The following is a 20,156-nucleotide window of genomic DNA, read 5'->3' as shown; positions in this document are numbered from 1 at the left end:
GGGTGCCTGCGCTCCGTGGCGGCCGAGGCATGGGCGGAGGTATCGCGTCATGACAGTCCCTTTGCGATCGTGAAGCGTCCGAGCAGGACGAGCAGCGCGTCGAACACCAACGCGATGAGGACGATGAGAACGGTTCCGGTGAAGGCCATCTCGAGCGCGTTGGCGCCGCCGAGCCGTGAGAGCCCGTTGAAAATCAGCGATCCCAGGCCCGGCCCGAGCACATAGGCGACGATGGCCGCGACTCCGACGATCATCTGGGTGGACACTCTGATACCGGTGAGGATCACCGGCCAGGCGATCGGCAGTTCGACGGTGAACAGGATCCGCCAGCGGGAAAATCCGATCCCCTGCGCGGATTCGATCACCGAGGCCGGCACCGACCGCAGCCCCACGATCGCGTTACCGATCACCGGCAGCGCCGCGAAGAACGCCAGCATCAGGAACGAGGGGACGACGCCCAGCCCGAAGGGCACCAGCAGCAATGCCAGCAGCGCCAGCGACGGAATCGTCAGCGCGACCCGGCTCGAGGTCAGCGTCAGCGACGACATCAGTGGCAGCCGGTAGACCGCGACCGCGATCAGCACGGCGACGACCGTCCCCGCCAGGACCGTCTGGAATGCCAGGGACGCATGCTGATAGGTGAGGAATGCCAGCGTCTCCCCTCGGCCCTGGATATAGCTCCACAGATTCACGGGATTCCCCTCGTCATCCGTATACCGGCCGGCCCCGGGTGGCATGATGATCGCCGGACGCACGAGCTGTCGAGACTAATGGATGCCGGGCGTCCGGCCCCGGACGGCGCGCGGCGGGCGATTTCCCGGGGCTCCCGGACTCCCCGAAGATCACTCGGCCACCGAAAACACTGTGACACAGATACTCCTGCCGCGCCGGATGAGCGGCGCGGCAGGTCGGCTCGAGCACGCGGTACCGAGGTTCGGGCGGCACGCGGCAGCGGGATTCGAGCCGCACGCGGCAGCCGGATTCAAGCCGCACGCGGCAGCGGACCTGCCGTCGAATAGTTCCCGGCGTCACCGGCGATCACCGTGCTCGGTACGCCGTCCACGCCCACCGGAATCTCCCCCGCCAGCGTGATACGGGTCAGCCGGCGGTGTTCGCCGCCGTCGTAGTCGTCGATCGCGTAGTGCTGGGTGGCCCGGTTGTCCCAGATCGCGACATCGCCCGGAGACCAGTTCCACCGGGTGGTGTTCTCCAGACGCGTCACCCGATCCTGGAACAGCCGGAACAGCGTATGCGACTCGTCGCCGGTCAGGCCGACGATCTGTTTCACGAAATGCCCCAGCAGCAGCGCGCGTTCCCCGGTCTCCGGGTGCACCTCCACCACCGGGTGCTCGGTTTCGAAATAGCGCGATTCGAATTCGCGCCGGTACGCCTCGACCTCGTCGTCGGGATGGTCCTCGGCGGTGGCGGCGTAGTCGTAGAGGTTCGTATGCCGGGCGCGCAGACCCTCGGCGAGCCGCTTCAGCGGCTCCGGCAGTGCGTTGTACGCCGCGACCGTGGACGCCCAGGTCGTGGACCCGCCATAACTCGGCAGGGTGACCGCCCGCAGGATCGAGGCCTTCGGCACCCGGTCCACGAACGTCACATCGGTATGCCAGCTGTTGGACCGGCCGTGCCGGGAATCGATCGCCAGGCTCTTCACCCCCGCCGAGGTGACGGTCGGGTGGGGGGTGGTCGGCGCCCCGAGCAGCTGCGCGAACTCGTACTGCCCGTCCTCGGTGAGCTGATGCTGATCGCGGAAGAAGATCACCTTGTGCTCGTGCAGCGCCGACCGGATCGCGACCACGGCTTCGGCGTCCAGATCGCCGCCCAGCCGGACCCCGTCGATCCGCGCGCCGATATGGGTACCGAGCCGGGTCACCCGTACCGCGGTCCGGGTGCCGGGGGCGTAGTCGACGGTCATAACCAGGGCCTTTCGCTCGACCTGATGATCAGGACAGACGAAACCACGCCACGACCCGCAGGCCCAGTATTTCGGTCACCCGGATCGGAAGCCCCGTCAACCGCGCCCGGGACTGCCGCGCCGGGGCGATCACTTCACCGGCGACCCACCGCGCGATTCCCTCCGGGTACGGCGACGGAAGGCCGATAACGAGGTGCCCGAAGCCGGCGCCGACGGCCGCGTCGATCGCCTTGCGGGCGGGAGTGGAACGGCCGAGGTGTCCACGCGGTGAGCTCCGGCCCTAGAATTGCCGTACAACTCGATGCTCGAATCCGATTCTTCGTGATTTCGTACCCCGCTCTCACGGGTGCGTTCCGTAGTACGCCCGCCCGCACGGCGGTCGCGTACAGAACTTCGACTCGAGGCGGCGCTCATGAAAGACGTCGACTTTTGCGTGATCGGCGGGGGATTCGCCGGAACGACCGCGGCCCTGCGACTGAAACAGGCAGGGCATTCGGTCACCATGCTCGAGGCACGCGACCGGCTCGGCGGGCGCACCTTCACCGAGACCCGCCCCGACGGGTCCTGGATCGATAGAGGCGGCGCCTGGGTGGGGCCCGGGCAGGACCGGATCCAGGCTCTGATGAGGGAATACGGAGTACCCGCCTATAAGCAGTACACCGGCGGCGAGGCCATGATGCTCGTCGACGGCAAGGAGTACCGCTACAGCGGCACCATCCCGTGGTCGATGAGCCCGTGGGTGGCGATGAACCTCGGCGCCGCCCTGCTCGATCTGGGTCATCTGTGCAAGACCATCCCGCTGGACGCGCCGTGGACCGCCGAGCAGGCCGAACGGTGGGATCGCCTGACCCTGGAGCATTGGCTCAACACCCATGTCGTCTCGAAGGCCGCCCATGAACTCCTGGAGGCCGCGCTCGCCGGCGCCTACACATCCGCGGGCTCGGAGGTCTCACTGCTGTTCGCGCTGTATCAGATGGCATCCGGGGGCGGTCCGGCGTTCATGCTCGGCGTCGAGGACGGTGCCCAGGATTCCCGGCCGGTCGGCGGTATGGGAGCCGTCTACCGCCCGATGGCGGCCGAACTCGGCGACGCGGTCCTGCTGTCGCGGCCGGTCCACCGAATCGAGCAGGACGTCGGCGGTGTGACCGTGCACGCCGTCGACCACATCGTGCGCGCCCGGCGGGCGATCGTCGCCGTCCCCCTGGCGATCGCGAGCCAGATCCACTACGAGCCGATGCTGCCCGTCGACCGCTCGTTCCTGCACCAGCGGATGCCGAGCGGCGCGATCATCAAGACCTCCGTCGTCTACGACGAACCGTTCTGGCGGACCGCCGGGCTGTCCGGGCAGTCGGCCGCTCCGGGCTCACCGGCCACCATCACCATCGACGCCTGCACCGATACCGGCCGCCCCGGGATCCTGTGTGTCATCACCGAGGGTCCTGTCGCCCGGCGGATCGGCGCGTTCGACACCGCCGACCGGCGCCACACGATCCTCGGTGAACTCGCCGAACGCTTCGGCGAGCGGGCCCGCACCCCCGAGGACTACATCGAACAGGACTGGAGTACGGAGCGTTACTCCGGCGGCGGCATGCTCAGTCACGCGCCCACCGGGGTCCTCACTCAGTTCGGGCACGCCCTGCGCCCACCATGTGGACGTATCCACTGGGCCGGCACCGAGAGTTCCGCGGTCATGTGCGGGTGGGTCGACGGGGCGGTGCGGTCGGGTGAGCGGGCGGCGCACGAGGTGCGGGAATACGAGATGGCCGGCGCGGCCGGACCGGCGCGGAGCTGACCCGCGAGCGACATAATCCCGCCATGCCGAGTCCGCCTGTAACGCCGCGCGGACCCGCCGACGATTGCCCGGTGATCTGAGTCACAGCAGATATCCGGGCGAAGGGAAAAGCATGCAGAGAATCGCGGCGTACCTGGCCATCGCGGCGGCACTGACGGCCACGGCGTGCGGGGCGACCGAAACGCAGACCGCCGATGTGCACACCGCCGTCCCCCCGGCGCAGACCACACCCGTCACGGCCGTTCCGGCCGACCGATCCGAGCCCGCCGCCGATCTCCCCGGCCGCAGCGATTCCGTCGCCGTACCCATGCCGGACGTGGTGTGCCTGAACCTGCAGGACGCACAGGACCGGATCCAGGCCGCCGGAGTGTTCTTCTCCCGCAGCGAAGACGCCACCGGAGCCGGTCGCAGACAGATCGCGGACCGAAATTGGGTTGTGGTCGGCCAGAATCCCGCCGCCGGCCTGCCGGTCGGTGAGGGCGACGCGGTCCTGTCGGTCGTGAAGACCGGCGAACCGGGCGACTGCTCCTGAATCACTAGGACGGGTCCCGGCCGGCTCACAGGCGGCGACCGGCTAGGCGGCGAGTCTTCGACGCGCTACGCACCTGGCATCACCGGCGGACCCGCGACCACAGTCAGGGCGCGAGGTCCGCCACTCCACTGCCGGTCGCGATATCGAACGGCACCGAGACCTGATCATGCACGACCGACCAGCGGCCTTCGATCCTCCGGAAGCAGAACGTGATCCGCACCCACATCCCGCCGGTGGCCGCGCCATTGTTCAGTACGCCGCCGAGCCTTCCGAAGGCGTGCCCGAACGCGATATCACCGCCCACCGTGACAACCAGATCGCGGATCTCGTAGGTCACCTCCTCGAAGACTGTGAACACTTTCGCCCAGTTCCGCAGTTTCGCGTCGATCCCCACGTGCTGCAGCGGCGGTTCGATATCGAAGGACACGACGTCCGGCGCGTAGAGCGGCCGCAGTGCCTCGAGATCCTTGGCCTCGATCCCCTCGACGATCTTCTCGACCTGCCTCCGGATCTCGGCATCCGGCGCATCGGCGGCGACAGAAGATGTTCCCGCGACACTCACCGGGCCTCCACGATGCCGGCCTGGACGCCGGTGCGGCCGAGCGGTCGGTACTGCATCAGGTGGGTTCTCCTTGTCGTGTCGTCAGTCGTTTCCGGTGGCCCTTCATATCGCCGCGGGGCATGTACCTGCTACTTCACGGTAAACTCACGGGCGGCCGCCTGCGAGGTACTGCCGTTACACGGAAGAGCAGCAACTCCCACGCGGACGCAAGAGCGCGTTACATGGAGAACACCGTCCCGCCGCTTTCTCCGGCCGCCGGGACGCCCCATAACCCGTCGCCCCGAACGAAAGGTTCCGCCGATGGACACGCTCACCCTCAACAACGGCGTCCGGATGCCCGCCCTCGGGCTCGGGGTATTCCAGACCCCGCCGGACGAAACCACAGCCGCCGTCTCCGCCGCGCTCGAACTCGGCTACCGGCATATCGACACCGCCGCGGCGTACGGCAACGAACGCGAGGTCGGCCGGGCGATCCACGAATCCGGGGTGCCGCGCGAGGACGTCTTCATCGAGACCAAGATCTGGATCAGCGACTTCGGCTACGAAGAAACCCTGCACGGTTTCGACAAGAGCGCCGCCAAACTCGGCGTCGACCAGATCGACCTGCTCATCCTGCACCAGGCCCTGCCCTCGGATTTCGACCGGACTCTCGGCGCCTACCGTGCCCTGGAGCGGCTCCTCGCCGACGGCAAGGTCCGCGCCATCGGCGTCAGCAACTTCATGGTCGACCACCTGACCCGGCTCCTCGACGCCACCTCGGTCGTACCCGCCGTCAACCAGCTCGAGATCCACCCCTACTTCCAGCAGCATGCCGTACTCGACTTCGACGACAAACACGACATCCTCAACCAGGCGTGGTCTCCCATCGGCGGGATCACCCATTACCCGGGCTGGGGCGAGGACCGCAAGAGCGTGCTCGAGGATCCGGTGGTCACCGGCATTGCCGAGGCGCACGGCAAGAGCCCCGCCCAGGTGCTACTCCGCTGGGGCCTCCAGCAGGGCCGTTCGGTGATCCCCAAATCAACCAAGCGCAAGCGGATCGCCGAAAACATCGACGTTTTCGATTTCGAGCTCACCCCGGCCGAACTCGCCGCTCTCGACGAATTGGAGACCGGCCGGCGCGGCGGTCCCGAACCGGAGGACGTCACACTCGCCTCCTTCGGCAAACCCATCCCCGAGGCCTGACGCACCTCCACTCGCGCCGGCCGTAGTTCCGCCGTGGCGGCTATGCCGCCCCGCCCCGTCCCGCCCGCACTCCGAACCGTGGGCGGTGGATCGGCCGGGGGTCTGCCAGGATGACCGCATGGGAACCCTGGCTCGCCCCGGCACGATCTCCGCCGGGACCCTGGTTCTGCTGACCGCCCTCTACTTCGCGCAGGGCCTGCCGTACGGCTTCTTCACCCAGGCCCTGCCCGTCGTACTCCGCGAGTCCGGCTTCTCCCTGATCGAGATCAGCGCCACGGGCGTCCTGTTCGCCCCGTGGGCCCTGAAATTCCTCTGGGCCCCCTACGTCGACCACTACGGCACCCGGCGGCAGTGGCTGCTGACCCTGCAACTCACCGCGTCGGCGGTCACGCTGGGCCTCGCCTGCCTGGACCTGTCGTCGTCACTGCGCTGGCTGCTGATCGGCATCGCCGTGGTCAACGCGGTCTCCGCGACCCAGGACATCGCGACCGACGGTCTCGCGGTCCAGCTCCTCGGACCCCGGCAACGCGGCCTGGGCAACGGTATCCAGGTCGGCGCCTACCGCATCGGCATGATCGTCGGCGGCGGCGCGCTGCTGTGGTTGTTCTCGCTCGCCGGCTGGCGAACCCTGTTCGTGGCGATGTCGATGCTGCTGCTGCTCTCCGCGATCCCGGTGTGGTGGTCGCCGCGCACCACGATCCGCAGCACCTCGGCGAAAGCGCCGGCGAACCCGGGAAGGTTGACGACCGGCTGGTGGAAAAGGCTCCGGCGGCCCGGAATGCTCGTATTCATCCTGCTGATCGGCGGATTCAAATTCGGCGACTCGATGGGTTCGGCGATGGTCGGCCCGTTCATGTCCGATACCGGCCTCACCCTCGGGCAGATAGCGCTGGTGAAAGGAGCCCTGTCGTCGGCCGGCGCACTCGCGGGCGCGGCCCTGGGCGGCTGGCTGTGCTTCCGGCACGGCCGGCGGAACGCGCTGCTGATCGGTGGTGTCACCCAGACCGCGAGCTTGGCGCTGTACCTGTTCTCCGCGCTGGGTGTCGGCGGATTCCCCCTGATCGTCACCGCGAGTATGGCCGAACACATTCTCGGCGGCGCCGCGACCGTCGCGGTGTTCACCCTGATGATGGACGCCTCCGACGCCGACCATGCCGGTAGCGACTACACCCTGCTGGCCTGCGCGGTCGTGGTGGGGCAGGGGATCGCCGGGTTCGCCGCCGGCACGATCGGGGAACTACTCGGCTACCCGGCCCTGTTCGGGACGAGCCTGGTGCTGTCGGGAATCGGTTGCGCGGCACTGATTCTCGCGACCGACCGCGGTGCCGGACCGGCCGGGGTCCACGCGGTGTGGGCCCGCGGTAGTTCGCACCCGCACCAGTCCCTCGACAAGGACCTCGCCGGCTGAACTCACAGAAAGAGCGGCCGGCCGCCGGTCACGGATGCAGGGCGAGGACGAAGGAAATGGCATCCGGCGTGCGGCGCGGCTCGCCGATCCACCGGCGGCACGGGCACCCAGTGGTGGGTTATCGTCGGCTCCTCATGACAGGCGGACCACGCGACAGCAGCCCGCCCCAGCATTCCACACCGACCTGACGTGCGCCGATAGGGAGGCCTGATGGATATCACCGACCTGATCCTCGACGACCACCAGGAGCAGCGGCGGTTGTTCGCCATCCTGGAGCAGATCGACCGCAGGGATACCGACATCCTTTCCGCGATCTGGGACCGGCTGGCCGCTTTTCTCGAGTTGCACGCGCAGGCGGAAGAGGAGATCTTCTACCCCGAGCTGCTGCAGGTGGGTCGCGCGGCCCGGCGCGCGGCGGCGGTCCGGGAGGAGACCCTCGACGCCATCCACGATCACAACGAGATCAGAGACGCCGTGGCGGAGGTGGGTCGCCATCGGACCGGCACCGATGACTGGTTCGCGGCCGTCGCGGCCGCGAATACGGCCAACAGCGACCATATGGCCGAAGAAGAACGCGAAGGTCTCACCGAGTTCCGCCGCCTGGCCGCCCTGCCCCGCCGCCATCAACTGGCCGTCGCCTTCGCCGCATACGAGGCGCGGAACTACGCCGGCGTCCAGGCCGTGGACAAGGATCCGGAAGGCTACGTCCGTACGGCCGCGGACAAAGCGCGGACCGCACCCAACGGATCCTTGAGTGTCGGCACCCTGAAGCGAACTTGATCCAGCAATTCGACGCAGCTGCTGAAACAGCGGTTCGGTCTCCCCCGGGTCGTACCGCAATCAGCGATAGCGTTGATTGCATGGGTCCGCCAACACCTGCCATGTCGCGGTGCCGGGCTGGCCGACGTCGATCGACCGCAGCTGCCCCGCGGGTCCCGCGCGCTCACTTTCCGTCGATCACCCGTCCCAGCTCGAGATCGATATCGAAAATCTTCGGCGCCGCCCCACACTGGGCGATCGCCTTCCGCGCCTCCGCCCGGATCGCGGACTTGTCGTCGACGATCCTGGTGACACCGAACGCCGGCACGTAGATGAGCCACTTCGACCCATAACAACTCACTTTCACTACGAAATGCACGCGTCTCCCCCGTTCCCTCGGTCGCCCAGCTCGTCACGTCGCCACGCGGATTCGGCGTGCCGCGCATCGGATTCGACCTTCGGAGCCTGGAAACCGCCCGCCTGGCACGCAGGGCTCACCGACCGCTCCGAGTGGTCGCATGTCCACCTCCTGAGCGCATCTGCAAACGTGGCAAGCGTAGTCAGCGGCAACAACTCCGCGGTCTGTCGTGGGATGTCGTCGTGCCGCGGAATCCGTTGTATCAGCGCAGTCATCGTGTACCCCTTAGGTTCGGACAGTCCGGATACCTCAATGGTTGCCTTGGTGGGCAACGGGATCCACGGCGCACGCGATGTACATATGATGGATCCATGCGACGGCAACGCCTCATCGACGCCCGTAAGGCCATCGGCAGGACTCAGGAGGAGGTGGCCGAGGCAGTCGGTGTGGACCGCACAACGCTGGGCAAGTGGGAACGTGACGAGTCGACTCCGCAACCGGGTCAACGCTCCCGCTACGCCGAAGCCCTGGGGCTCACCTTGGACGAACTGGCCGCGATGCTGTCCAGCGTTCCGTCCGTCGACAGCGAGACACCCGACTGGGTATCGACCTACCTGGGGATGGAGCAATCGGCCACGGCGATCAAGGCCCACGAGCCCCGAGGTGTCTATGGGCTGCTTCAGACTCCCCGGTATACCGAGGCACTGATTTCCCGTGTCGGCATTACCGGCGTATCGGACACCTATATTCAGCGGTCGGTAGAGCAACGGCTCTACCGACAGAAACGTGTCCGCTCAGGCGACCTGGAAATCGACCTCGTGCAACCCGAATCGGCACTGCACCTCATGGTCGGGACGCCTCAGGTCATGGCCGAGCAGATGGCTACCTACCTCCAACTGTCCGAACTTCCCACGGTCACACTGCGGATCTCCACCTACAGCGCCGGCAACCATGAAGCCCTCAGGCTCGGCAACTTCGCGCTCATGACGCATCCGTGGGGAACACCGCGAGTGCACCTGGAGGGGTACGGCGGCGGCCGGTTCATCACAAATGCCGATGAAGTAGGCTATTTTTCGGCCGTGTTCGATCAAGCGAGGAGCATAGCCCTGACTCCGGCGGAGTCGAAGAAATTTGTACATGGGCTAGAAAAGGCGTGGAGTAAGAAATGTTGAATTGGCGGAAGTCCAGTTTCACGAATCCTGAAACATGCGTTGAGGTCGCCAGGACACCGGACGGAAATTTTCTCGTCCGTAATTCGAACGCACCGGACGCCGGAACCGCGGAATTCACGAATGCCGAATGGGACGCCTTCATCCGAGGTGTAAAAAATGGCGAGTTCGATCCAGAACAACCATAAGATCATCCAAAGCTCATCCATTTATTCGATGATTGGGATCTCCTCGAATTCAAGCGTGACCGACTGGCCGCCTATCTGAAACGTTGTGCAGCTTGGCTGGAACGGGACAAGACGGGGCCAGGCCGACGGCCGAGCGTACGCCCGGCCCCGGAGCGGTCGAACAGCGCAGAAAGGTAACGCCGCCGATGCGGGAGAATCCAGCCGTACTTGCCGCCGGCAGGCGTCATTCGGTCGGTTTGCGTTCGGACGGAACCGTCATCGCCACCGGAAACGGTTCTGCCGGTGAGTGCGACGTTCCGGCGTGGTGCGACATCGTCGCTGTGGCGGCCGGGAACGTCCACGCCGCCCGGAACACCGGTAAGTCGCACACCCTCGGATTGCGGTCGGACGGAACCGTCGTGGCCACAGGCTGGAACGGCGACGGGCAGTGTGCCGTCGCAGAGTGGCGGCGGGTCATATCCGTGGCTGCGGGCTGGCGGTTTTCCCTGGGATTATGCGCGGACGGCACTGTCGTCGCGTCTGGTCGCGACAACGAAGCGCAGTGCGAGACCGGAGGTTGGCGCGAGATCGTCGCGCTGGCCGCCGGCGACTGGCATTCCGCCGGGGTCCGGGCGGACGGCACCGCGGTCGCTACGGGCAACAATCGGTTCGGTCAGTGCGATGTCGCCGGGTGGCGGGACCTGACCGCGATCACGGCGGGATACCTGCACACGGTGGGCCTGCGAGCCGACGGAACCCTGACGGCGACCGGGCAGCGCGGCTCGGGCGCGTGCGATATCGAGGGGTGGACCGGGATCGTGTCCGTGGCGGCGGGTAGCCACCACACCGTCGGGGTGCTCGCGGACGGCCGGGTGCGGGCGACCGGCGACAACGGCCACGGGCAGTGCGATGTGGGTGGTTGGCGCGATATCGTCGCGGTCGCGGCGGGCGCCGCCCACACGCTCGGCCTCAGGAGTGACGGCACCGTCCTTGCCGTGGGCGACCGTGCGGACGGCCGATGCGATGTCGGCGAGTGGGCGGGCATCCGGACCCTCGGATGACCGCCCTCTTCTGGATGTTCAGCCGAGGTCTGCGGCGGTCCGCACCACGACCCCGTACAGGTCGGCGACCGTCGCCAGCGCCGCCTTGTGCAGTTGATCGGCGGGCACCTCGGAGACGACGGTCTGCAGTGGCCGGGTCGCGCAGGCGTCGGCGACCACGGTCGGCGTCTTCCCGCGCAGGAAACACCCCTCGGCGGTGAACTGGACGCACATGTTCGTCATGAACCCGGCGAGGACGACGTCCCGCTTGTTCGCGGTGTCGACCAGGCGGGCGAGGTCGGTGCCGACGAAGGCGTTCGGCGCGGTCTTGACCACCACCGCCTCGCCGTCGAGCGCGGCCACCCGATCGTGGATCCGGCCGATCTCGGCGTGGATGTCGTAGGGAGTTCCCGGCCCACCGTCGTTGACGATATGGATGATGGCGGCTCCGGCCGCACGCGCCCGGGCGAGCAGGTCGGCGGCCGCGCCCAGGGCGGGCTCCCAACCGTCCAGCTCCATCACGCCACGGGTGTAGGTGTTCTGGTAGTCGACCATGAGGAGGGTCGAGTTCGCGAGCTCGGCGGGGGTGTCGTCGAGGCCGTTGAGCCGGCGCAGAGTAGTCGTCGTCATATGCGTTGTCCTTCGGAGAAGTGGTGCTCCGCCCGCGGTTCGCCGGGCACCGTTCACGCTATGAGCGGGCACGAATGTCGGCAATGTCGAGTAACCTGCAAATACCGACATCGGGACGGAGAGGAGCGACCGTGATCGAAAGACTGGTCGTCGTCACCTTGTTCGACCGGATCGATCTCCTCGACGTCACCGGGCCGCCGGAAGTCTTCTCCCTCCTGGGACGGGAGATGGATGGGCCGACGGGCTACGAGGTCGTCCTCGCCGCGCAGACGATGGATCCGGTGACCACCTCCGCCGGGGTGCGGATCCTGCCCGACGCGACCTTCGCCGAGGTCGCGGAGAGAGCGATCGACACTCTCGTCGTGCCCGGCGCCGTCGAGGACGACGGCGACCGCCGGGTCACGGCGCTGGTCGATCCGGCGGTTGTGGGGTGGGTGCGGAAACTGGCCGGGACCACACGCCGGGTCGCGTCGGTCTGCGTGGGCGCCCACGTCCTCGCGGAAGCGGGACTCCTCGACGGCAAGCGCGCCACCACCCACTGGTCCACCGCCGCCCAGCTCGCCGCGGATCATCCCGAGATCACCGTCGACGCCGACCCGATCTTCATCCGGGACGGCGATATCTGGACGGGAGCGGGTCTGACGGCGTGCCTCGATCTGACCCTGGCCCTGGTCGCCGAGGATTTCGGGCACGAGTACGCGCTACGAATCGCCCGGCAGCTCGTCATGTATCTCACGCGGCCCGGCGGGCAGAGCCAGTTCAGCGTGCCGCTGGAGCCGATATCGACGACCCGCCGCGTCGACGCACTGCGCCACTACATCGCCGAGCACGCGTCCGAAGCATTGACCGTGGCCGATCTCGCCGCCCATATCCACGTCGGGGACCGCCAGCTCACCAGGATTTTCAAACAGGAACTCGGCACTACCCCGGCGGCCTACCTCGAGTCCGCCCGTGTCGAGATCGCCCGCAACCGGCTGGAGACCAGCGACGACACCCTCGCCAGAATCGCCACGGCCTGCGGCTTCGGCACCGTGGACACGCTGGGCAGGGCGTTCCGGCGCGGTCTCGGCGTCACACCGGCGGAGTACCGGAGCCGGTTCCGCCGGCTCGAGTAACAACCACACCACCTGAGCGATGTGATCCAGACAACATCAATTCAGGAGGTTCGGAATGCTTACTGCGAAGCGACTCGCTGCCGGCGCCGCCGTTGCCACCGCGACCGCGACCGCCGTTCTCGCTGGTGGTGGCGTTGCCCAGGCCGACGTGCCGGTGTGGCAGGCCAACTGTCATGTCTACAACGTCTTCAATACCGGCGGGATGGCCAATTGCGAGCTGCCCACCTGGCATCAGGTGAAACTCACCTGCGTCGCGTGGCCCGTCCCGTTCACCTACTGGAAGTACGGCCCGGCCCAGTACGGGCAGAACCAGTCCTGGGCCAGTTGCGACGCACCGGGCGCGCTGGTACGGGTCGAGGTCATCCAGGCGTAGGTCACGCCCGGTGGACCTGCTTGTCAGCGGCCGTGTCCATCAGCTCGGCGCGCTCGATATCGCTGCGGGAAGCCGGAAAGCCTCCGGCGCCGGGCGACTCCGGTCTCCTCGGTCACGGTCGCCCACCCTGCGGTGATTCGCCGCAATCTGCAGCCGTTACGCCCGACCTGACCGGTCCCGGCCTCGAAGAGCGGTGCAACGTTCACAATAACCAGGGCAAACTCTGTGCGCCCGGGCCGTTGCCGCGTCCGCCGGCCGCTCGTTAGCCTTTCGTCACAGCGGGACGAAAGCGGTAGTGACCATGGCTGACTCAATCCGGCATGTTGCCCACGAGAGCGCCGACCGTGCCGATTCCCACCGGCTGTCCACCGTGGCGCGCCCGCACCGGTGAAGGCCCCCACTGCCGGCCTCCTCACTGCAGCGCTGCGCCGGCTCGGAGCACAGTCTTCCCGGGTGGTGAAATCCGCGGCGGTCCAGACGTCTGCCAAATACCGCGGTATCGCCCACGGCATGCGGGGAACAGAGGCACTGCAGGAGCTCGATCGCCGCCCGGGTTTCACCACATGGGAGGTTGTAGGCCTAGGGGTCTCGATGATGGTCGCCGCGAAGACCGGCTCGGCAATTTTCCACGCCGTTCACGACGACCCGGCAGAGCCGGAATCACCGGTGACCTCCGAGATCGACCCCACCGTGGAGCGCTACGCCGCGATGTCTCCCTTTCTGCGGCAACAGTTGGCGAATCTGCGCGCCGAGGGCTGGACCATCGGGTACGGCGCCATCGATTCGCTCGGTGCGACTCGGAACTGGACCAAGACAATTGTGATCGACGAATCCCTGAAGAGCGATCCGCTGAAAGCTACGTCGGTACTCGCGCACGAGGTCGGACACGCATATCCCGGCCAGTTCGACCCCGGCCCCCTGCCGCCCCACCCCGATGAGGACTACACCAGCTGGCTCGAACGGAATCTGCGGCTGCGCCGGCTCTCCGAAGCCGAGAGCGAACTGGTCGCCGGTCAAGTGCGCTGGGAGATCATGCGCGAGGGAGGCCCTGATATCGGACTTGTCGATGACATTGCGATGCACCTCTACATGGCGGCCGACACGGATCTGATGTCGCGAGACGAAGCACGCGAGCGGATGACCGAACATCTCGACTGGTACTCGTTCGCGAACTACTGGTCCGAACACGAAAGGGTCTGGAACAAGTTCTTCGCCGAAACACACGGCCCGGCGGTCGAACGGCCGGACCGCGCCGGATCACCGGCCCCTCCGAAATCGCCCTAGCCCATTCCGGGTAGCGGATCATTTCACGCGGCACGACTGTTCAGCCAGCTACGGTATCGGCGCAGCGCACGCCGCTGGAGCAAGGTTTCCTGGAGGAGAGCGACCTTGGGGTTGATCCCGGGGCGGGTACGCCGACCCGCGCCGAGACGGCGAAGCTGTTGCCGCCGCCTGGGGCAGTATCGACGCCCCGATGGGCGGTATGGGTGACTCCGGTCTCGGTCGTCGCCACGGTGCCGACGGGCTGCTGAAGTACACCGAACCCCAGACCGTCGCGCACCAGCGCCTACAAGGCTTCAACCCACCACGCGGTATCGGCCACGACCGGTGGCCCCGAATCCTCACCCTCGCGCTCCGAACACTCCGGCGGGTGGGTGCACACTGAATCGACAACGGTCGCACCAGCGAAAAGAAGGTACAAGCAGGCACCAACGACGAACAAAGGACGATCACGCATGACCAAGCGCATCTTGAACGTCGTCACCAACGTCGGCCACGACGACGACCCGTCCCACCCGACCGGACTGTGGTTGTCCGAACTCACCCACTCCTGGCATGTGTTCGAAGAGCATGGATTCGAGCAGGCCATCGTCAGCCCGGCGGGCGGCCCCACCCCCTTGGAACCGCGGTCGCTGAAATTCCCCAACTACGACCAGACCGCCAAGGCGTGGCGTGCCGACCCGGCCCGCATGGCGCTGCTGGCGAACACCTACGCACCCGAGGACATCGACTCGGCCGACTACGACGCCATCTACTTCACCGGCGGGCACGCGGTGATGTACGACTTCCCCGGCAGCGCGGGCCTGCAACGCATCACCCGCGAGATCTACGAACGGGGCGGAATCGTCGCCTCGGTGTGCCACGGCTACTGCGGCCTGCTCAACACCGAACTCTCCAACAGCACGCACCTCGTCTCCGGGCGCAGGCTCACCGGGTTCGCCTGGCGAGAGGAAGTCCTCGCCCGAGTCGACAAGCTCGTGCCCTACAACGCCGAGGCGGAGATCAAGAAGCGCGGCGCCCGCTACGAGAAGGCCACACTGCCGTTCGTCCCCTACGCCGTGGTGGACGGGAACCTGGTGACGGGGCAGAACCCCACATCCGCCAAGAAGACGGCGAAGGCGGTCGCAGCTCGGCTATGACTCGTCCATCCGATTGTCGAGCCAGAACGAGGACCGATCACAGCGTGATGCGCCTCGAACACGGTGCGTATCGATCGCTCACCAGTGGGCATGAAGTCATTGATACCTCCGATCTGGACCGCGAGCCGAAGAGCGTCCACCCGGCCGGCCCGCCGCACGGTCGGAGCATGGAGGCCGAGGCCGGTCCCCCTTCCATCCAGCTTGCCAAGCCTTCCCCGCCCCGGTCCCACTGCACAAGGACCGGGTCAAAGATCGTCTGTGGTCGTCGATACCTCGAGCGCGTGTAGTGAAACGTAGCGCTGCCGCTGTGTGAATGCAGAACCTCGGCCGATTCCGCGGTGAGGTAGCGGGCAACTCAACTGTCGATGTACGGGGTCACCTGCGTGAGTGAGAAGAAATACCTGATAGGAACCCGCAATCCACCCGTGCGACCTCGACTCATCGATGACGCGGGCAATCTTGCGGTCCATCACGTCGACAGACTTGCGAAGCCGATCAGCCGACGCCGCAGACCATTCGACATTGTCACGACGGTATTGGATGCGCGGAATGTCCGATTGGATGTGGGAATCGAAGTAGAACGCGATCCGCTCGACGGGACGAAAGAACCTGCCCGGTTGACAAACGTAGGCGTTGCAGTGCTGGTACAGAGGCCATGCATCTTTCGCAGCAACAACCGCGGTATCCGCAACTGCTATCGGACGTAGCGCATACTGATCCATGGCGGTACTCACTTCTTGCAACCACTTCGCAGCCGAAGAATCTATGAACGACGCCACTTCGATAACCCGTCGAATTTCAAACGGAACATCGACGTTCAGTAGGCTGTCGTGGTGCGCAAGCCGGTTACGGAACTTGCGCACACCTTCGACCGCTACCGAAAGCTGTTTCCGTTGCCCTGACGAATTCGGAAATGCATGGCGCAAGCAATCACGCCAGAGCTGTTCATATTTGCGTCCCAGCAGACCCGACCAGAACCCGAAGCTCAGCCCGGCGACGATCTGGTGGCGCGACTCACGCTTCATCGGCCGTAGACGTGCCCGGACCGCATCCACGGCCTCGGAAAGGTCGGCACCGTCAGGAACTGGCATCAAAAACCATGGGATGCCGATCGATGACTCGTCGAAGTATGCCCGCAGCTCCCTGTCCAAGGCGTTCCGAAGTAACACCTCAAGGTGCCCGACCACTTCGAACGATACTGCGGCTGTGCGGCTGGACCACACGTACAGCTTGAGCGCAGCGTCGCGATCACCCCCGGCCGCCTTCAGAAACGGATCCAGACGGCGCTCGGACAGCAGATCCCACACGTCTGTTGCGGCATAATCCCCGGACACATCTGAATGCTATCCTTGTCGAGAACGCCCCAGTGCCGCCTCTGAAGCAATTCATGCGCCTGGGGCTCCCAAATTTCTCGGTCAGGTCAGACGTTGAAGCGGAACTCGACCGCCCGGAAACATCACCGGCGCGCCGAGTTCGTTGTCGAGGCCAGGCCTGCGCCACCGTCGATCATCGCGCCCTTCTGCTTCGAGGCGATTAGCCAGCGCAAGGCGCGGACTGCCCGGTTCGATCGCTCGCCCGTAAGCGCTCGGCAGCTCGATGAGCTCGAATCACGGTCGACACTGGTGACTGCCATCGACTCGAGCCACCCGCTCTCACCGCCTGCGGTTCCAGAGCTGATGCGTCAGACCACTGGAGGTGCTGACGGACTCGACACTGAATCGCCCTTCCAGGCCGGCGAGGTGATCCCAGATCCGAACACCGGCACCGAGCACGATCGGAATGATCGACACGTGCAGGAAATCGATGAGATCGGCCTGGAGGAACTCACCCACCGTGGTCGGCCCGCCACCGATCCGGACGTCCAGCCCGCCGGCTGCCTCCTGCGCCAGGCGAAGCGCCTCCTGCGGCGAGGCATCCACGAAGTGGAAACTGGTGCCGTTGTCGAACTCGAGTGTTTCGTGCGGGTAATGGGTCAGGACGAAGACCGGGGTGCGGAAGGGCGGGGCATCACCCCACCATCCCTGCCAGCCGTCGTCCGGCCATTCGCCCGACTGCGGGCCGAACTTGCGACGACCCATGATCTCCGCCCCGATGCCCTGCCCCCACATGCTGAACATGGCGCGGTCCACGGTCACCGGTTCGTCGATTCCGTGGATGCCCTCGATGACGCGTCCGTCGAACTTGCTGAAAAGCGCCTGCGCTCCGCCGATCGGCGCGTCGAACGTCACGTGATCGCCGGCGGCATACCCGTCCGAGGAGACGAAGAGGTTGTGGACTCGCGTACGGGACATGATGGCTCCGATACAGGTGGTTGCAATATGAAATCACTTGGATCGTAACGTAGAGTGGTTTCCATCTGCAATCACTTTGGAGGTCGGATGGCGAGAGAACAGCCCCGATCAGGGTGCGCGATCAATGCGGCGGTCGAGGTGCTGGGCGACGCCTGGAGCCTCATCGTGCTTCGCGATATCGTTTTCGGGGGTCGCCGGCACTTCCGCGAACTCCTGACCCGCAACGACGAAGGCATCGCGTCGAACATCCTCGCCGGCCGCCTCCGGAAACTGGTCGAGGAGGGCCTGCTCTCCCGCGACGATGCGACGCGCGGGCAGCGGGCGGCGTATTCGCTCACCGAGGCAGGGATTCAGACGGTTCCGGTGATGGTGGCCCTCGGGGCCTGGGGCATGCATCATCGGCCCACCTCACACGCATTGACCGTGCGCGCTCGGATCCTGGCCGAGTCCCCGGACCTGGTCGACGACCTCATCGACGAGCTGCGCGAGATTCACCTCGGCATTCCGCGACCCGCCCCCGAACGCCCCCTCGCGTCCGAACGACTGCAGCAGGCCTTCGAAGCCGCGACACAGTGAGCGGACGCATGGTCCAGTGGCAGTGATGCGCACGAACCGGCCGTCTCGAACTCCGACGTCTGAACGTTCACGCGTCCCGACGCCTTTGTAAGAAGGCCCTGAGGTCGAACCGAAACGCGCCTACACGTCAGCGCCGCGTAGGTGGTGGGCCGCTCACGAACGCGCGGCATCCGGCCCGGCCACAGGACCGGTGAGCACCGATCGACCCATGCCCTGGAGCTGCCTCGGTTCGTTCACAAACCATGTTCATTTCGCCGTGTAAATCCCCGCGACCAGGCAAAACACCGTATCAGCGGCTATGTCAGGGCGGTGTCAGGACCGTGACAGCCGGCCCGGCGAAAGTTACCGAACAAGAGCACAGAACGGATGCACCGGCCTTCCCCGGCGCATCAACGAAAGGAAAACAATGTCCGGCAACTTCACTCCGCACTCGGCCGACTCGACCTGGACCGGCATGGTGCCCGTCGACGACACCGCGCTGGCCGTGAGCGACACCGGCGGCTCCGGCCGCCCGATCGTCTACCTGAACGGCTCCTATGCAAGCCAACGGCATTGGCAGCGGGTAATCGCCGACCTCGGTCCCGGCTACCGGCACATCACCTTCGACGAACGCGCCCGCGGCAAGTCGAAGCGATCCGAGGACTATTCCTTCGAGGCGTGCCTGCGCGATATCGACGCGGTCCTCGCGGCGCGGGAAGTGCACCAGCCGCTGCTGGTGGGCTGGTCCTACGGCGCGCTGCTGGGGGTGCACTGGGCCGACCGCCACCCGGACCGGGCCCTGGGTGTGGTAGGGGTGGACGGCCCGTACCCGTCCGGCTGGACCGACGAGGCCGGCCGGGAACGGCTCCGCAAAACGTTCCGCCGCATGCGGTTGCTGCTGCCGCTGGTCGCCCCGATGGGCCTGGCCGCGCGGATGAGCGCCGACCAGCATGCCGAGATCCAGATCGAGTCCCATGCGCTGCACGCCGCCCTCGGTCCCATCCTCGACGGCATGAGCCGCCCGGTCCGGTACGTGGCCGCCTCGGCCGACACCGTCTACGACAAGGGCGGTGAGCTGGAGCAGATGCGCCGTACTCTCGACCCGTACCTGGAGCGGAACCCGAACCTGAAGGTCAGCGCGAGGGTCACCAGCGACCACGGCAAGATCCTGCGTAAGGATTCCCCCGCGGTCGCCGACGCGGTCCGTGAGATCGTCGCCCTCCTCGAGCGCCAGGGGAGCTGAGCTATGACGCACCCCTCCGGCACGCAACGGCATCCCCGGCGCCGGCTCATCCTGGCGGTGCTGGTGCCTGTGCACGATGGTGCCGGTGATCGACAACGGGGTGCCGGCGGTAGCGATCCCGTCGCTCACCACCGATCTCGACGCGACCGGCCCAGGACATTCAGCGGGCGATATCCGGCACCCTCGGCCTCTCACTGAGCATCATCTGCGCGGTGGTCGTGGTCCGACCAGGACAGCAATCGGTTCGGGCCCACGGAGCCGTTCGAAGTAATGCGGGCAGACAACCCATAGTGCACACCGTTGCATTATGCACAGAGAAATATCGCGCGTTATGCGCAGAGAACAATTATTACCTGCCGTCGAGCGAATAAGTCCGCCCAGGAACGGGAAGAATCGACAATGGGAAGGCTAGAGAGGGGCGCCCAATCCATGACGTCAACCGATAATCTTTCTTCCCTTTCCCTCGACTTCCGCGATCGCCCCGGATCCGTCGAACCCGGCGGCCCCGGCACCACCCCATCCCTCGACTTCCGCGACCGCCCCGGATCCGTCGAACCCGGCGGCCCCGGCACCACCCCATCCCTCGACTTCCGCGACCGCCCCGGATCCGTCGAACCCGGCGGCCCCGGCACCGTA

General features: G+C 66.4%; 21 protein-coding genes and 2 pseudogenes. 15 read left to right on the top strand and 8 right to left on the bottom strand.

All coding sequences use genetic code 11. The features are described from left to right. Positions 1-47 precede the first annotated feature (47 nt). Positions 48-692 carry an ABC transporter permease gene (locus AB0F41_RS19960; RefSeq protein WP_357425847.1) on the bottom strand — a complete coding sequence of 215 codons (645 nt, stop codon included), beginning with the start codon at positions 690-692 and terminating at the stop codon, positions 48-50. A gap of 290 nt (positions 693-982) precedes the next feature. After that, positions 983-1,921 carry a TauD/TfdA family dioxygenase gene (locus tag AB0F41_RS19955; protein WP_357425845.1) on the bottom strand — a complete coding sequence of 313 codons (939 nt, stop codon included), beginning with the start codon at positions 1,919-1,921 and terminating at the stop codon, positions 983-985. A gap of 412 nt (positions 1,922-2,333) precedes the next feature. On the opposite strand from AB0F41_RS19955, the gene AB0F41_RS19950 reads away from it, so the two are divergent. Both AB0F41_RS19950 and AB0F41_RS19945 read left to right on the top strand, forming a co-directional pair. Continuing rightward, positions 2,334-3,713 carry an FAD-dependent oxidoreductase gene (locus AB0F41_RS19950; RefSeq protein WP_357425843.1) on the top strand — a complete coding sequence of 460 codons (1,380 nt, stop codon included), beginning with the start codon at positions 2,334-2,336 and terminating at the stop codon, positions 3,711-3,713. A gap of 112 nt (positions 3,714-3,825) precedes the next feature. Then, entirely contained in the window at positions 3,826-4,245 is a 420-nt protein-coding gene (locus tag AB0F41_RS19945) for a PASTA domain-containing protein (RefSeq protein ID WP_357425842.1), read from the top strand. A gap of 103 nt (positions 4,246-4,348) precedes the next feature. Here the strand turns inward: AB0F41_RS19945 and AB0F41_RS19940 are convergent, their stop codons facing one another. Next, positions 4,349-4,807: a nuclear transport factor 2 family protein gene (locus AB0F41_RS19940; RefSeq protein ID WP_357425840.1), complete on the bottom strand. Its 459-nt coding sequence runs from the start codon at positions 4,805-4,807 to the stop codon at positions 4,349-4,351. 300 nt (positions 4,808-5,107) lie between these two features. On the opposite strand from AB0F41_RS19940, the gene AB0F41_RS19935 reads away from it, so the two are divergent. The 3 genes from AB0F41_RS19935 to AB0F41_RS19925 all read left to right on the top strand — a co-directional run bounded on the left by AB0F41_RS19935 (position 5,108) and on the right by AB0F41_RS19925 (position 8,180). Further along, a complete protein-coding gene (locus AB0F41_RS19935) occupies positions 5,108-5,992 on the top strand; it encodes an aldo/keto reductase (protein WP_357425838.1) in 885 nt (294 codons plus the stop codon). Between the two features lie 118 nt (positions 5,993-6,110). Next, the gene (locus AB0F41_RS19930; protein WP_357425836.1) at positions 6,111-7,400 is read left to right on the top strand and encodes an MFS transporter; all 1,290 of its coding nucleotides are present in this window, start codon (positions 6,111-6,113) and stop codon (positions 7,398-7,400) included. Positions 7,401-7,610: 210 nt separating this feature from the next. Then, entirely contained in the window at positions 7,611-8,180 is a 570-nt protein-coding gene (locus tag AB0F41_RS19925; protein WP_357425834.1) for a hemerythrin domain-containing protein, read from the top strand. Positions 8,181-8,343: 163 nt separating this feature from the next. Here AB0F41_RS19925 and AB0F41_RS19920 read toward each other — a convergent pair whose 3' ends face one another. Continuing rightward, positions 8,344-8,538 (bottom strand): hypothetical protein, encoded by a 195-nt coding sequence (locus AB0F41_RS19920; RefSeq protein WP_357425832.1) that lies wholly within the window; start codon positions 8,536-8,538, stop codon positions 8,344-8,346. A gap of 350 nt (positions 8,539-8,888) precedes the next feature. Here AB0F41_RS19920 and AB0F41_RS19915 point away from each other — a divergent pair, with 350 nt between their 5' ends. The 3 genes from AB0F41_RS19915 (at position 8,889) to AB0F41_RS19905 (ending at position 10,914) form a co-directional block, all read left to right on the top strand. Continuing rightward, the gene (locus AB0F41_RS19915; protein ID WP_357425830.1) at positions 8,889-9,689 is read left to right on the top strand and encodes a helix-turn-helix transcriptional regulator; all 801 of its coding nucleotides are present in this window, start codon (positions 8,889-8,891) and stop codon (positions 9,687-9,689) included. After that, positions 9,683-9,874, top strand: a complete 192-nt coding sequence (locus AB0F41_RS19910) for a DUF397 domain-containing protein (RefSeq protein WP_357425828.1) — start codon at positions 9,683-9,685, stop codon at positions 9,872-9,874. The genes AB0F41_RS19915 and AB0F41_RS19910 overlap by 7 nt, the downstream gene beginning before the upstream one ends. 185 nt (positions 9,875-10,059) lie before the next feature. Continuing rightward, positions 10,060-10,914: a chromosome condensation regulator gene (locus AB0F41_RS19905; protein WP_357425826.1), complete on the top strand. Its 855-nt coding sequence runs from the start codon at positions 10,060-10,062 to the stop codon at positions 10,912-10,914. An 18-nt stretch (positions 10,915-10,932) separates the two neighbouring features. Here AB0F41_RS19905 and AB0F41_RS19900 read toward each other — a convergent pair whose 3' ends face one another. Next, complete coding sequence (locus tag AB0F41_RS19900) at positions 10,933-11,523, bottom strand: isochorismatase family protein (protein WP_357425824.1); 591 nt, start codon at positions 11,521-11,523, stop codon at positions 10,933-10,935. 131 nt (positions 11,524-11,654) lie between these two features. Between AB0F41_RS19900 and AB0F41_RS19895 the strand changes: the two genes are divergently transcribed. The 5 genes and pseudogenes from AB0F41_RS19895 (at position 11,655) to AB0F41_RS19875 (ending at position 15,431) form a co-directional block, all read left to right on the top strand. Continuing rightward, positions 11,655-12,638 carry a DJ-1/PfpI family protein gene (locus tag AB0F41_RS19895; RefSeq protein ID WP_357425822.1) on the top strand — a complete coding sequence of 328 codons (984 nt, stop codon included), beginning with the start codon at positions 11,655-11,657 and terminating at the stop codon, positions 12,636-12,638. Positions 12,639-12,693: 55 nt separating this feature from the next. After that, complete coding sequence (locus AB0F41_RS19890; protein ID WP_357425820.1) at positions 12,694-13,011, top strand: hypothetical protein; 318 nt, start codon at positions 12,694-12,696, stop codon at positions 13,009-13,011. A 453-nt stretch (positions 13,012-13,464) separates the two neighbouring features. Continuing rightward, a complete protein-coding gene (locus AB0F41_RS19885) occupies positions 13,465-14,295 on the top strand; it encodes a hypothetical protein (RefSeq protein WP_357425818.1) in 831 nt (276 codons plus the stop codon). Positions 14,296-14,446: 151 nt separating this feature from the next. Further along, positions 14,447-14,677 (top strand): annotated as a pseudogene (gene gabD2, locus AB0F41_RS19880) (succinic semialdehyde dehydrogenase); the annotation flags it as partial. A 70-nt stretch (positions 14,678-14,747) separates the two neighbouring features. After that, complete coding sequence (locus AB0F41_RS19875; RefSeq protein WP_357425816.1) at positions 14,748-15,431, top strand: type 1 glutamine amidotransferase domain-containing protein; 684 nt, start codon at positions 14,748-14,750, stop codon at positions 15,429-15,431. Between the two features lie 245 nt (positions 15,432-15,676). Here AB0F41_RS19875 and AB0F41_RS19870 read toward each other — a convergent pair whose 3' ends face one another. Together AB0F41_RS19870 and AB0F41_RS19865 are read right to left on the bottom strand one after the other, a co-directional pair. Next, on the bottom strand, positions 15,677-16,765 hold the full coding sequence (locus tag AB0F41_RS19870) for a hypothetical protein (RefSeq protein WP_357425814.1): 1,089 nt from the start codon (positions 16,763-16,765) through the stop codon (positions 15,677-15,679). A 318-nt stretch (positions 16,766-17,083) separates the two neighbouring features. After that, positions 17,084-17,722 carry a dihydrofolate reductase family protein gene (locus tag AB0F41_RS19865; RefSeq protein WP_357425812.1) on the bottom strand — a complete coding sequence of 213 codons (639 nt, stop codon included), beginning with the start codon at positions 17,720-17,722 and terminating at the stop codon, positions 17,084-17,086. Between the two features lie 87 nt (positions 17,723-17,809). Between AB0F41_RS19865 and AB0F41_RS19860 the strand changes: the two genes are divergently transcribed. Both AB0F41_RS19860 and AB0F41_RS19855 read left to right on the top strand, forming a co-directional pair. Beyond that, positions 17,810-18,298 carry a helix-turn-helix domain-containing protein gene (locus AB0F41_RS19860; RefSeq protein ID WP_357425810.1) on the top strand — a complete coding sequence of 163 codons (489 nt, stop codon included), beginning with the start codon at positions 17,810-17,812 and terminating at the stop codon, positions 18,296-18,298. 406 nt (positions 18,299-18,704) lie between these two features. Then, complete coding sequence (locus tag AB0F41_RS19855; protein WP_357425808.1) at positions 18,705-19,520, top strand: alpha/beta hydrolase; 816 nt, start codon at positions 18,705-18,707, stop codon at positions 19,518-19,520. Positions 19,521-19,955: 435 nt separating this feature from the next. Here AB0F41_RS19855 and AB0F41_RS19850 read toward each other — a convergent pair. After that, a pseudogene (locus AB0F41_RS19850) lies at positions 19,956-20,156 on the bottom strand (hypothetical protein); the annotation flags it as partial.

Origin of the sequence: Nocardia sp. NPDC024068, from assembly GCF_040638875.1 — a bacterium.
In the GTDB taxonomy this organism is placed as follows: Bacteria; Actinomycetota; Actinomycetes; order Mycobacteriales; family Mycobacteriaceae; genus Nocardia.
The sequence above is the reverse complement of the archived record's forward strand: the minus strand, read 5'-3'. Positions and strand labels throughout refer to the sequence as shown.